We start from the raw sequence: 13,135 nt of genomic DNA, 5'->3' as shown, positions 1-13,135 counted from the left end.
GGTGAGAGATCGGGGATCGCGGGGTAGGCGTCGGACATGCGCCTCGCGGTCCTCGACATCGGCTCCAACACGGTCAACCTGGTGGCCACCGACGCCGGGGCGGGGGTGCCGCTGCCGGCACACAGCTGGAAGCTGCACACCCGTCTCGCCGAACGGCTCGGACCGGACGGGACCATCGCGCCCGGCGGGCGCCGCCGCCTCATCGACGCGGTGGGCCGGGCGGCGCAGGAGATCCGGCGGGCCGGGGTCGACCTCGTGTTCGCGTACGCGACGGCGTCGGTGCGGGACGCGCCCAACCGGGACGCCGTGCTGGACGACGTGGCCGCCGCCACCGGGATCCGGCTCGGCACCCTGTCCGGCCTGGAGGAGGCGCAGCTGACCTTCCTGGCGGCCCGGCGCTGGCTGGGCTGGAGCGCCGGGCCGATGCTGCTGCTCGACATCGGCGGCGGCACGCTGGAGGTGGCCTTCGGCCGCGACAGGCAGCCCGACTCCGCGCTGTCGCTGCCGCTGGGCGCGGGGCGGCTCACCCGGGAGTTCCTGCGCGACGGTGATCCGCCGTCCCGCCGGGCGGTCCGGGACCTGCGAAAACACGTCCGCGAACAGGTACGCCGGATCGCGGCGCACGGCTCCTGGGAGGCGCCCCGCACCGCCGTGGCCGCCTCCAAGACGTTCCAGCAGCTCGCCCGGCTCACCGGCTCGGCACCGCTGCGCCGGGGGCCGTTCGTCACCCGGGAACTGCAGGGGCCGGCGCTGCGGCCGTGGATCGACCGCCTCGCGGGCATGCCGGCCGTGAAGCGCCAGCGGCTGCCCGGGGTGTCGGCGCACCGGGCCGGGCAGATCCTCGCGGGCGCGATCGTCGGCTACGAGGTGATGCGGGGGCTCGGTGTCGCCTCCGTCCGTATCTGCCCGTGGGGCCTGCGCGAGGGCATCCTCCTGCGCCGGCTGGAGGCGCATCAGCCGGAGCTCGGCAACGCTGCCTGGGCCCCGTGGCCGCCGATCTAGGAACTTTGCACCTTTTGGGGCCTAGGGTGAGGTGCATGGCTTCGGTACTCGTGGCGGAGGACGACCTCGATCACCAGCGCCTCGTCGCGGGCGTGATCCGGCGCCTGGGGCACGAGGTCACGGTGGCCGGAGACGGCCGGGCCGCGCTCGCGGCGGCCGAGCGCCGCCGGCCGGACCTGGTGGTCGCGGACGTCGACATGCCCGAGATGGACGGGCTGCAGCTGTGCCGGGCGCTGCGCGCCGACCCGCACCTGGCCGGCGTGCCGATCGTCCTGGTCACCGCCTTCTCGCTGCCCGGGGACACCCGGCTGCGCGACGTCGGGGCCACGGCGGTGATCCGCAAGCCCTTCACGCTCACGGAGCTCGCCGCCGCGCTGGTTCCCCACCTCGGCGCTGCCTCGGCGCGTCCACCGGTTGAGCAGCCCGGACCCCTGCTGGAGGGCCCGGCGCTGGGTCCCGACTTCGTCGATGCCCTGGTGCGGAGCGTGGACACCGGGCTGGCCGCCTGTGACGCCGACGGCCGGATGATCCTGCTGAACCCGATGTTGCGGGAGTTCTTCGGCGACACCAGCGGCAGTGTGCCGCTCGAGGAATGGCCGAAGCGGTTCGCCCTGCGCCACCACGACGGCAGCGAGCTGGACGCCGAGGACCTTCCGATGGCCCGCGCCCTGACCGGCGAGGTGGTGGAGCGGGCCGGCCTCCTCGCGACCGACCGGCAGGGCCGCCCGCGCTGGCTGACCATCAACGCCCGGCCGGTCCGCGACCGGTCCGGGACGGTGGTGGGCGCCGTTGCCGCTCTGCGGGACATCACCGCGGCGCACCGGTCCCGGATCTATGAAGCCTGCAAGACGGAGGTGCTCAAGGCGCTCGCGGAGAGCACCAGCGCCGCGCAGGCGCGCGCCGAGGTCGTGCGTACGGTCGGCGAGATGCTGGGCTGGCGTTCCGTACGCCTGTGGCTGGTCGACCCCGTCACCGACCGGTTGCGCCCCGAGACCGCCTACACCGGGCCGGACGAGCGACCGCTGCCGCTGCCGGCCAGCATCGCCCGGGGCGAAGGGCTCGCCGGGCTGTGCTGGCAGCGCGGAGAGCTGCTGTGGGTGACGGACCTCCACGCCGAGGGTTCGCCGATCCTGCCGGAGGTGGTCGCCGGCACCGAGTTCCGCGCCGGGGGAGCGGTGCCGGTCCGCAGCGGCGAGCACGTCACCGGGGTCATGACCTTCTTCTCGTACGATTCGCAGGAACCGGAGCCGGCCCTCGGCCTGCTGCTGACGGGCGTCGCGGGCAGCATCGGCGCGCACCTGCAGCAGCACCGCGCCGACGACCTGGCGCGCCACCTGGCCGCGACCACGGACGAGTACGTCGCCCTGGTGGGCCACGAGCTGCGTACCCCGCTGACCTCGATCAGCGCGTACATAGAGCTCCTCGCCGCGGCGCCCGGGCTCCCGGACGACCTGCGCGAGATGGCCGAGGTCGTGGACCGCAACAGCCGCCGCCTGCGCGACCTCGTCGATCAGCTGCTGGACCTGGCCGCGCTCGACGCCGGGCACCGCACCTTCGCGGCCGGCGAGGTGGACCTCACGGCCCTGACCGCCGCCGCCGTCGACGGCGTGAGCGCCCACAACGTCACCGTCACGACCGAGTTGCAGCCCGGGGTGACGGTGACCGGGGACGCCGGCCGGCTGCGCCAGGTCGTGGAGAACTTGCTCGACAACGCCGTCAAGTTCAGTTTCGACGGCTCCACCGTGACGGTGCGCCTGACCGGCGACCGGGAGGCCGTCGTGCTCACCGTCACCGACGACGGCATCGGCCTGCCGGGCGACGACCGGCCCGCGCTCTTCCGCCGGCTCTACCGGGGCGACAACGCCCGCCACAGCGGCATCCCGGGCAACGGGCTGGGCCTGGCGTTGTGCCGGGCCGTGGTCGAGCACCACCACGGCACCATCACCCTCAGCCGGCACGAACCGGCGGGGACCACGGTCACGGTCCGGCTTCCGCGTACGCCCGAGTGACGGCTCCCCGGCCGGGCATGTTCCGGCCGGGGAGCCACCGGGTCAGCGCCCGAAGCCGCCGAAGCCACCCCGGCCGTGCCCGCCGCCACCCGGGCCGCCGCCCTGTGGCAGCACACCCGCCTCGGCGGCCTTCTGGATCGCGGCGGCCTCGTCGGCCGTGAGCTTGCCGGCCTTCACCGCCTCGTCCAGGCGCGTCTTGAGCTGCGCAGTACGGTCGGCCTTCGCCTTGGCCTGCTGGTCGGCCTGCACCTTCGCCAGCGCGGCGGCGACCTTGGCTTTGTCGACGCCCAGCTCGGTGGCGAGCGCGCCGGCGAGCTCGTCCTGGCGCTGCGCCCGGTCGGCGTCGCGGTCCCCCGGGGCGTTCGCGGGCGCCGAGTTGGACGGTGCCGCCGCGGCCGACGGGCTCGGGTCCGCCTGGGCCGGGCTGCCGGCGAGCATGAGGCCGAGGATGCCGGCCGTGCCGGTGGCGGCCACCCCGGCCACGGCGGTGGTGAGTTTCGTGGAACGCTGCACGTCGAACCTCCGGGTGAGAACGGGTCAGCATCACCGTCGGCGCCGTACCTGTCAGGAAGCTGTGGCGACCCCGGGTGCCGCCTGAAAATCCGGCCCGGACCGGCCGCGGGTCCCGCGGCTATGATCGGCGGATCGGAGCCTCTACCTGGGACGGGTTTCTTGCGACAGCGCGCGACGGTGCGGGAACTGGCCGCCGAGACGGGCCTGTCGATCGCGACGGTGTCGCGGGTGCTCAGCGGCCGCACCAACGTCGCGCCGCGGACGCGGGACCTGGTCCTGCGGGCGGTGGACCGGCTGGGCGGCCCCGCGTCGGCGTCCGCCGGCCGCGGTGGCATCTACGTGCGGTGCCCGTACCTGCTCGACGACTACTTCGGTCCGATGGTGACGTCGGTGGTCGAGACCGTCGAGCTGCACGGCATGACGGCCGTCCTCGACGCCGGCACGGCCGCCCGGCGCAGTGCCGCCCTGACCGCCCTGCCGGGATCGGACGATGTCGCGGGCGGCGTGCTGATCCTGCCGCCGGAGCCCGGTGAGAGCCTGATCCGGCTGCGCGAGCAGGGGTTCCCGTTCGTCGTGCTCGATCCGCGCACCACCCCGCCGCGGGACATCGTCGCGGTCTCCGCCGCCCACGTCACCGGTGCCCGCAGCCTGATGGCGCACCTGGTGGAGCTCGGCCACCGGCGGGTCGGCATCATCGCCGGCCCGCGCGAGTGGCTGGTCACCGACAACCGGATGGCCGGGTACGTGGCCGCGCTCGCCGACGTCGGCGTCCTGCCGGCCCCGGAGCTGCTGCGGTTCGTGGAGCCCACCGTCCGCGACGGTTACGCGGCGGCCTGCGACCTGCTGGACCAGCCGGAGCGGCCGACGGCGCTGGTGGGCTTCAACGACAAGGTCGCGGTCGGTGCCGTGCGCGCGGCGCGGGAGCGGGGCCTGCGGGTGCCCGCGGACCTGTCCATCGTCGGCTTCGACGACAGCGACATCAGCCAGGCGACCGAGCCGATGCTGACCACCGTACGGCAGCCGCTTGCCGAGCTCGGGCGGATGGCCGTCACCCTGCTGCTGCGCATGATCAAGCGGCACGAGCTCGACGCCCGGCACGTCGAGCTCGCCACCGATCTGGTCGTCCGGGGGTCCACCGGCCCCGCACCGGTCAGGCGGGGACCGTCCACTTCTGGTTAGCGCCGCCGGTGCAGCTCCAGATCTGGAGCTTGGCGCCGTCCGCGGTGCTGTTGCCGACGATATCGAGGCACTTGCCCGACGCGGCGTTCACGAGGTCCCGGCCGGCGGTGTACGTCCACCGCTGATTGGCGCCGCCGAAGCAGTCCCACAGCTGGACCGCGGTCCCGTCGGCGGTGCCGTTGTCCTTGACGTCGAGGCATTTGCCCAGCCCGCGCAGGGTGCCGTCGGCGGCGCGGGTCCATTGCTGGTTCGGGCCCGAGGTGCAGGCCCACATCTGCGGCAGGGTGCCGTTGGCGGTCGAGCCGTCGGTGACGTCGAGGCACTTGCCGCCGGAGCCGGTGACGGCCCCGGTCGCGCCGGCCGGCGGGGTGGTCGGGGTCGTGCCGCCGGCCCAGGTGAAGGTGGCCATGGCGCCCGCGGGCAGCTGATACCCGAAGGACGCGCCGCCGTACGAGACCTGGAAGTTCTGGGTGCCGCCGGTGTTGATCGCCACGAGCGCGATCGAGCCGTCAGGGTTGCGGAACGCCACGTTCTCGATGCCGCCCTGGCCGTACCCGGTGGAGTCGATGCGGACGGCGCCCGGCTTGACGAACTTGCTGAGGTGACCGAGCACGTAGTACTCGGCGTTGTAGGTGACGGAGCTGCCGCTGATGCGGACGACGCCCGTGCAGGTGGTGCAGCTGCCGATGACCGGGCCGTGGTTGGCGTCCAGTGCGAGGTTCCACAGCGCCACCGAGCGCGCCCAGTTGCGGGTGGCGCCGACGGCGAGGTTGCGGCCCTGCCACCACAGGCTGTCCGCGAACGTCTTCGAGGTGTCGGCGGACTCCGTGCCGGAGCACTCGGTGAAGAAGATGTCCTTGGCCGGCTGGGCATTGTGCACCGTGGACTGCGCGCTCGGGTCGCCGGCGTAGCAGTGCCACGCCGAGCCGGCCACGTCCGCACCCGCCGCGTTGTTGACCGCCTGGGGGTAGGACGTGTTGTCCCAGTTGTGGTCCCAGCCGAGGATCTTCGTGCTCAGCCCGGCGGTGCGCAGCTTCGCCGCGAGCAGCTTGATGATGCGGCTCTGCTGGGCGTCGGACATCAGCATGCCGGGGTATCCGGGCGGCGAGAACTGCGGTTCGTTCTGCACGCTCAGGTAGCCGACGGGTACGCCCGCGGCCTGGTAGGCCTGCACGAACTTCACCAGGTAGTCGGCGTACACGCCCTCGTTCGCCTGGCTGAGCGAGCCGCCGACGAGGTTGTTGTTCGTCTTCATCCACGCCGGCGCGCTCCACGGCGCGCCCTTGACGGTGACCTGCGGGTTGAGCTGCCTCGCCTGCTGCAGCAGCGGCAGGATGTACGCCTGGTCGTGCGCGACCGAGAACCGTGACAGTGAGGGATCGGCGGCCCCGTCGTCATAGGTGTAGAAGGACCGGGAGAAGTCGCTGGCGCCGACGGGCTGGCGCAGGAAGCTCAGTCCGATGCCGCTTCCGGTGCCGAACAGCGCGTTCATGACGGTGTCGCGCTGCGGTGAGTTGAAGACGTTCCACGCAGCGGCGTCGGTGAACGCCGCGCCGAAGCCGACCATCGACTGGTACGTGGTGCCGGGGTTGACGGTGATGACCGGGCCGCTGCCGGTCGTACCGAAGGTGACGGCGCTCTTCTGGCTGAGCAGATTGGCGCGGTCCGGCGTGGTCAGCCACACGTCGGCCGCGGTCGCGGCCTGGGACGGGGCGTCGGTGACGGCGACGAAGGCGCCGGAGGCGACGAGCGCCGCGGCGACCGCGCCGACGGCGCCCAGCCGGCGCCGGCGGCGGCTGACGGGGCCTGAGGGGACGGCAGGCATGAGGGGTCCCTCCGATCGGGGGCTCGGATGAAACAATGAAACATTGGTGAAACGGGGATGTCTTCAGGAAACATTCTGTTCGCCCCTTCGTCAATATGTTCCGCGTTAGGAGCTGCTTGGAAGTGGGCGCGGCGGGGCATGTAACGCGTGTAACACAAGCTCCGGGCGGACAATTCGCCTTCGTCCATATTTGCTAGCTTGGTTTGCCATGATCAACCCCCGAACGGAGGTCACCCGCCGCCGGCTGCTGCGCACGGCTCCGGCCGTCGCCGGCGCGCTGCTGCTCGCCGGGTCCGCGCCGGAGCCCCGGCACGCCCGCTTCACCACGGCGCCCCGCCCACCGGCGCCGCGGTCGTCCGGGACGCCCGCCCCGGCCCGGGCTCCGGCCGTACCGGTGCTGAAGCGCCCGGTGTTCACCCTGCGCGACTACCGCCGGGTCGTGCCCGGCCCCGCATTCCCCGGCGATTCGGTAGCGCTGACCATCGACGACGGCCCGCATCCGCTGTGGACGCCGAAGATCCTGCGCCTGCTGCAGCGCCATCACGTCCCCGCGCTGTTCTGCATGATCGGCAACCAGGTCCTCGGCCACGAGACGGTGGCGCGCGAGGTGGTGCGGGACGGCCATCTGGTCGCCAACCACACCTGGAGCCATCCGATACGGATGTCGCGACTGTCGTCGGCCAAGGTCCACCGGGAGCTCGACCGCGCCCAGAACAAGATCTACGACACCACCGGCCAGGCGCCGGCGCTGTTCCGCTCACCCGGCGGCGACTGGTCACCCGGCCTGCTCGCCGGCGCCGCCAAGGCCCGGATGGTGCCGTTGGACTGGAGCGACGACCCCCGCGACTGGTCACGCCCCGGCGTCGGGGCGATCACCCAGCGGCTGCTCGCCGCCCGGCCCGGCCAGATTCTGCTCTGCCATGACGGGGGCGGGGACCGGTCCCAGACGTACGCGGCGCTGCGCACGGTGATCCCCGCCCTGAAGGCGCGCGGTTACCGCTTCGTGGCCCTCCACCCGAAATAGGCATCGCGCCGGGCCTGTGCCGGCCCGGCGCGATGCCTCCTATGGGATGCCTTCCTCAGGGCTGCCGGAGGATGCTCTGGCCCGGGTCGACGACCACCGTCGCGATGACGGCGTCGTTCCTGCGGAACGTGACGGTCCGGCGGGCCGTCGTCGGGTTGCCGGCCAGCAGACGAGGGTGCTCGGCACTCCCGAAGGCCAGCCCGTACGGCCCGTCCGCGACCACCGACGTCTGCGGGGGCCCGTAGGCCGCCAGCATCTCGACCCAGTACCGCACCATCGCGCGGCTCGTGCCGTCCTCCCGGGGCGGCGCGGGATTCAGGCGCCGCCGGGCCGCCGCCGGGTCCGCCAGGGCCAGGTCGGCCGCGAACAGGTCACCCCACACCCGCGGCTTCCCGCCGGCCTCCCGCGTCACCTCGGCCGCCCGGGCCGCCGCCTTCCCGGGATCGGTGCGGTACAACGAGCCGAAGGTGAGCGGCAGCAGCTGGATGCCCATGACCGACTCCGGCCTCGGGTCGAACCAGGTGGCGTGGTCGATCTTGGCGTCCCACACGATCCCGGCGACCGTGTGCGCATAGCCGGGCGGCCGCTGCCCCTCCTCGCCGAGCCAGTACCGGCGCGCGGTCGCCGCCTCGAGCGCGTAGTGGGTGACGCCGTACGCCGTCAGCCGCTCGTCGCCCGTCACGATGCCCCACCGGGTCACGGCCTCCCACGCGGCGACCGCCTCGCTCGACGACTCCTGGTTGTTCCCGTCGGCGAACGGGGCGAAGCCGGACGCCGCCGAGTGTCCGAGGTAGGCGTTGAACACCCGGAACGGCGGGAACCCGTCCGCGCCGTCGCCGGCCAGGGTGCCGGTGTAGTCGCGGGCCACCAGGCCGACGGCATCGCCGTAGTCGCGCAGGAACGCCGGGTCGGCCCCCGCCATCACCGCCGCCGCGCGGACCAGGTAGCCGTACTGGAAGTGGTGGTCGTTGTAGTCGCCGCTGCCGAACTCCGCGGGTACGGCGATGAGCCCGCCCCACACGCGGTCGTAGGCGAAGTACCGGACGTCTCCCGGGCCGCCGTACGTGAGCCAGTCGACGAGCGCCGCGCGCAGCCGCCGCAACGCCACCTCCTGCTGCGGCAGGGCACCCACGCCCTTGGCCACCTCCGCGATCGTGGCCAGCCGGCCCAGCTCCTTGAGGCCGAAGTAGCTGCCGCCGTTCGCGGTCTTGGGGTGGTCGGCGAGATCCTTGGTGAGCTCGGTGAGCACGGCGGTGCGGGCCGCACCCGTGAGTGTGATCGCCGGCGCCTCCGTGATCAGGCCGGGCATCGGCACGCGGACGCGGACCCCGGTTGCGCGGGCCACGGACAGGGTTCCGCGGGCGTCTGCGTAGCTGCCTGTCATCGGTTCCAGGCCACCTCCGGGTACGAGTCCCGCCTGCTGATGCGGCAGCAGCGCCCACACCCCGGGCCTGCCGGACCGGCGTTCGGCGCCGAGTGTCTGGGTCACGGTGCCGGTGGTGCCGTCGTACGCCATGTTCGACGTGGTGCGGATCACCGGATCGCCGGCGGCACCCGCGAGCGCCCCGGTCCACTGGGCGTCGTCCGCCTGGTTCGGCACCCGGGCGACGGCGATCGCGTGCCGGCCGGAGCGGTCCACAGTGAGCCGGTCGCCGTCCTGGCGCCAGCCGGCACCCTCCTCGGCCTGCACGTCCCAGCGTTGGCCGGCGACGGTGAGCCGGGCGAGCGGGCCGCCGCCGCCGGAGCGGACGATCGGCGCGCTCGCGGTCAGCGACGGAGTCGTGTCCCCGAAGTCGAGGTACAGCACGGGGCTGCCCTGCACCAGGGTGATCTCCACGCTGCCGCCGTCGCGGAGCTCCGCCCGCAGGACGACGTGGAAGGCGCCGTACCCGACGACCCGCACCGTGGTGATCGGCCCGCCCAGGGTGAGTGCCGGCCGGAACGGTGTCACCACCGCGTCGGCCGAGGCGACGGGTGCGGCGGCGCTCACGCCCAGCCCCGCACCGGTGTTCTTGATCGCCAAGGGGTGCGCCCAGAGCGGCTGGGCGAGCGGCCCGGTGAGCGCCGAGCTCCACCATTGGCTGGTGGGCAGCGCCTGGCCGCCGAGCGGCTGCCCGGCCTGCACCGGCCCCTGCTTCGGGCCGGTGCCCGCCGGGAGGGCGTCGGCCAGGCGGGCCTTCCCGCCGGCGGCCGGGGCCTTCAGCACCGTGGCGGCGGCCGCCTCGTTGAGCGCCCCGGAGGCGGGCGGCGCCGGGATCCGGCCGTTCCCGGCCGGGGACGCCTGCGTCCAGCAGGCCGCGGTGAGCAGCACCGGGGCCAGGCATGCGGCGGTCATGATCCGCCGGAGGCGGGCCGTCACCCGGCACCGTTCACGGCGGGGATCCGGCCGACCGCGGTGTTGGTGTCGATGTCGGCCGTGAAGCGGAGTCCCGGCACCAGCGCGCCGATCGTGTCGACGGCGTCGGTACGCGGCACCAGCACGACGGTGAGCTGCTCGTGGGCCGCTTCCTGGTCGGCGGTCATCGGGGCGTCGGAGAGCGGGTCGGGTCCGATCCGCGCCTCCACGTGGTCGACGACGACCGGGGCCGGCCGGGCGAGGCCGGGGCCGGTGATCGTCGCCGTCATCCCGAGGCGCAGCTCGCGGAGCTGGTCGGCCGTCGCCTTGGCGTGGAACCTCAGCTTGGTGTGGTCGTACATCGTGACGACCGGTTCTCCGGCGCCCACCACCGCGCCGACCGGGACGTCGACCTTGGACACGGTTCCGGGCGAAGGCGCCCGCAGCGTCTCCGTCCGCGGCTGGGAGCCGGTGGCCGGGGCCGGCTCGTCGGCGAGCTGCACCCGGGCGAGCTGCTGGCCCGCGGCGACCCGGCTCTGGTCGGCCGCCAGGATCTCGGTGACCACGCCCGAGCCGGTGGGGCCCACCGGGAGCGCGTCCGCGGTCAGAACCGCGTCCTCGAGCGTCACGAAGGCGGACGCGGCGAGGCGGTGGGTCGTCACGTAGGTGCCTCCGGCCGCCGCGCCGGCCAGCAGGAGAGCGGTGACGACGAAGGTCCGGACGGCGGGGATGCGCGAGCGGGTGGGGCCGGGGCCGGCCGGCACGGGGTCCGCCGGGACGGGCGGCACGGGGGTGGACTGCGGGGACTGTGCGAGACGGTCGTGCTCGACGACACTGGTCATTGCGGTTATCCCTTGAACGATGGACACGGTTCGGGCGGGCGGGCGCTTCAGCGGGCCGGGGCGGTCACGGGGGCGTCCGCGCGCTCGGTGGGGAAGGTGGCGGCCTCGTCGCCGCGGCCGATGACCGACTCGGCGATGATCCGGCCGAGAATCAGGACGATCATGGTGGCCCAGGCCACCGAGAGCCACGTCGGCGCGGGATCGGCCATGACGACCAGGCCGACCACGATGCCGGTGGCGTTGAGCACGACCAGGGCGACCTGCGGCATCACCACCCAGAGCGAGCGTGAGCCCGCGCCGGCGCGGTTGGTGACGCTCCACTTCGCCGGCTTGCGGCGCAGGGTGGCCCAGAACGCCCGGGCGTGCACAGGGGCGGCCCCGATGCTGGCGACGATCGCCGAGCCCTTGAAGCCGCCCGACTGCAGCCAGGTGACGACCAGGACCATCACCTGGAACGGCACGTAGTGCGTGGCCCAGGTCAGGCCGTCGGCGCGGATCGGGCTCAGGGCGAACAGCAGGTACAGCGCCGGGAACAGCATGAAGGTCAGCATCGCCAGCGACAGCAGATAGTGCGTACCGACGAAGAGGTACTGCAGGCGCTGGTCGACGGTCAGCCCGGTGCCGCGGCGGAAAATGCCACCGCGAAGCACCACCTCGAATCCGCCGCTGGCCCAGCGCAGCTGCTGCTTCAGGTACGACGCCACATCCGTCGGCGCCAGTCCCCGGGCCAGCACCTGCGGGACGTAGATGGACTTCCAGCCGCGCCGATGCAGTTCCAGCGACGTCCAGATGTCCTCGGAGTTGCTGCCGGTCGCGATGCCGCCGATCTCGTTCAGTGCCGTACGGCGGAACATCACGTTGGTGCCGACGCAGAAGGCGGCGTTGAAGTGGTTCTTCCCCGGGCACACCAGCTCGTAGAAGATGCGCTGCGCCTCCGACGTGCCGGTGGAGACGAGGTTGGTCCGGTTGGTGTACGACTGCGGCGACTGGACGAACGCCACGTCCGGATCCTCGAAATGGGGCAGGATCTGGAGCAGGAAGTTCGGTTCGGGGACGTGGTCGGCGTCGAGGATCACCACGTACTCGCCGGTGGTGCGGGCCAGCGCCGCGTTGACGTTGCCCGCCTTGGCGTGCAGGCCCCCGTCGCGGCGCAGGTATCCGACCCCCTCGTCGGCGCAGATCCGGCGCAGCACGTCGCTGTCCCCGTCGTCGAGGACCCAGGTGCGGTGGTCCAGGGTCATGTCCCGCGCGGCCCGCATCGTCGTGCGGACCAGCTCCGGGGGCTCGCCGTACGCCGTGATGAAGACGTCGATGCCGGGCACGTCGGCGCCAGCCCGGAGCCGGTTGCGCCGCACGGTGACGGCGCCGGGCTCATCGCGGTTGTCGTGGGCGAGGATGGTCCACCAGGTGCCGATGGCGTGCGCTGCGGTCAGTCCCTCGGCCAGCAGCATCGTGGCCCACAGCCAGACCGGCCCGCGATACTGCGGGTCGAGCAGGAACGACTGGTAGAACAGCGTGGCGAGCAGAGCCCCGAAGATGGCGACCCGGGTGGACCGCTGCAGCGGTCGCCAGGCCCGCCGCGGCGGGGCGGCGGCACGGGCGGGCGGATCGGTGGTCGGCATGGTCGCTCCCGAAGAGTTTGCGCCGGGATTCGGCTCGTATTTCGCGGGCGTAAAAAACTGCGATCACCGGCTTCGGTGGCGGCGTCGTCGGCTGCACCGGAATTACGTTAGGGGTCGATAGCCGTCATTGGCAATCGGTGACGGCGGACACAGATGAGCCGGTCGTACAGAGTCGAAACACCACCGTATTCAAGCGTCAATCCGGTGTTCACCCATCGCTGTTCATAAATAGCGCCACCGGCCCGGCAAGCTGCGGTTCCGGCCCGGGCCGGGCCCGCGCTTTATTACGGCCTTTCATTGCACCATCCGAAATCGGCGGAGCTCTCGCCGGGCGCGGATCCTTGGCGGACAATGAGTGAACCTATTCGCGCAATAGCGCGGGATCCCCGGCGCGCGAGTCGGCCTGCGCCCCGGCAGGGTCAGGCGGGCGGCCGGGTGAGGGTCTCCAGCATGCCGGTGATCTCCAGCACGAGCCGCACCGGCGCCGACACCGCGCTCACGTGGAAGGGGATGCCCCGCGCGGAGCCCTCCCCGTACGCCCGGTCGAGCGCCGCGATCCCCGACGAGTCGCAGAACGTCACGCCGGCGAGGTCGGCGGCGACCTCGGTCACGCCGTCCCGGTCGTAGGCGTCGCGCAGTGCGGCCTCCAGGGCACCGACCGTAGCCATGTCGATCTCCCCGGTGACCGCGACGCAGACGGCACCGCTCGTCCGTGACTCGGTCACCACATCCACCGGTATCCGGCTCCGTTCGCTGGTATGGCTTGTTGCCGGTCAGCTAACCA

Annotated in this window: 10 protein-coding genes; 4 read left to right on the top strand and 6 right to left on the bottom strand. The window is 73.0% G+C overall.

Features of this window, described 5'->3' with window-relative positions; genetic code table 11:
* The first annotated feature begins 36 nt into the window (after nucleotides 1–36).
* Both AB0368_RS26990 and AB0368_RS26985 read left to right on the top strand, forming a co-directional pair.
* Entirely contained in the window at nucleotides 37–1,002 is a 966-nt protein-coding gene (locus tag AB0368_RS26990) for a Ppx/GppA phosphatase family protein (protein ID WP_366156766.1), read from the top strand.
* 35 nt (nucleotides 1,003–1,037) lie between these two features.
* A complete protein-coding gene (locus tag AB0368_RS26985) occupies nucleotides 1,038–3,011 on the top strand; it encodes an ATP-binding protein (RefSeq protein ID WP_366156765.1) in 1,974 nt (657 codons plus the stop codon).
* 42 nt (nucleotides 3,012–3,053) lie between these two features.
* On the opposite strand, the gene AB0368_RS26980 is transcribed toward AB0368_RS26985, so the two are convergent.
* Entirely contained in the window at nucleotides 3,054–3,524 is a 471-nt protein-coding gene (locus tag AB0368_RS26980; protein ID WP_366156764.1) for a hypothetical protein, read from the bottom strand.
* A gap of 159 nt (nucleotides 3,525–3,683) precedes the next feature.
* Here AB0368_RS26980 and AB0368_RS26975 point away from each other — a divergent pair, with 159 nt between their 5' ends.
* Nucleotides 3,684–4,703: a LacI family DNA-binding transcriptional regulator gene (locus tag AB0368_RS26975; protein ID WP_366156763.1), complete on the top strand. Its 1,020-nt coding sequence runs from the start codon at nucleotides 3,684–3,686 to the stop codon at nucleotides 4,701–4,703.
* On the opposite strand, the gene AB0368_RS26970 is transcribed toward AB0368_RS26975, so the two are convergent.
* Nucleotides 4,675–6,528: a ricin-type beta-trefoil lectin domain protein gene (locus AB0368_RS26970; protein ID WP_366156762.1), complete on the bottom strand. Its 1,854-nt coding sequence runs from the start codon at nucleotides 6,526–6,528 to the stop codon at nucleotides 4,675–4,677. The genes AB0368_RS26975 and AB0368_RS26970 overlap by 29 nt on opposite strands.
* Before the next feature lie 208 nt (nucleotides 6,529–6,736).
* Between AB0368_RS26970 and AB0368_RS26965 the strand changes: the two genes are divergently transcribed.
* Nucleotides 6,737–7,552, top strand: coding sequence for a polysaccharide deacetylase family protein (locus AB0368_RS26965; protein ID WP_366156761.1), 816 nt, complete (start codon nucleotides 6,737–6,739; stop codon nucleotides 7,550–7,552).
* A gap of 55 nt (nucleotides 7,553–7,607) precedes the next feature.
* Here AB0368_RS26965 and AB0368_RS26960 read toward each other — a convergent pair whose 3' ends face one another.
* The 4 genes from AB0368_RS26960 to AB0368_RS26945 form a co-directional block, all read right to left on the bottom strand.
* Nucleotides 7,608–9,911, bottom strand: a complete 2,304-nt coding sequence (locus AB0368_RS26960; protein WP_366156760.1) for a glycosyl hydrolase — start codon at nucleotides 9,909–9,911, stop codon at nucleotides 7,608–7,610.
* Entirely contained in the window at nucleotides 9,908–10,729 is an 822-nt protein-coding gene (locus AB0368_RS26955; protein ID WP_366156759.1) for an HlyD family efflux transporter periplasmic adaptor subunit, read from the bottom strand. Before AB0368_RS26955 ends, AB0368_RS26960 begins: the two co-directional genes overlap by 4 nt.
* A gap of 47 nt (nucleotides 10,730–10,776) precedes the next feature.
* A complete protein-coding gene (locus AB0368_RS26950; protein WP_366156758.1) occupies nucleotides 10,777–12,351 on the bottom strand; it encodes a glycosyltransferase family 2 protein in 1,575 nt (524 codons plus the stop codon).
* 419 nt (nucleotides 12,352–12,770) lie between these two features.
* A complete protein-coding gene (locus tag AB0368_RS26945; protein WP_366156757.1) occupies nucleotides 12,771–13,085 on the bottom strand; it encodes an STAS domain-containing protein in 315 nt (104 codons plus the stop codon).
* Between the last annotated feature and the right edge of the window lie 50 nt (nucleotides 13,086–13,135).

The sequence above is a fragment of the Actinoplanes sp. NPDC051475 genome, from assembly GCF_040689425.1.
Classification (GTDB): domain Bacteria; phylum Actinomycetota; class Actinomycetes; order Mycobacteriales; family Micromonosporaceae; genus Actinoplanes.
This window is presented reverse-complemented; position numbering and strand designations above follow the sequence as displayed.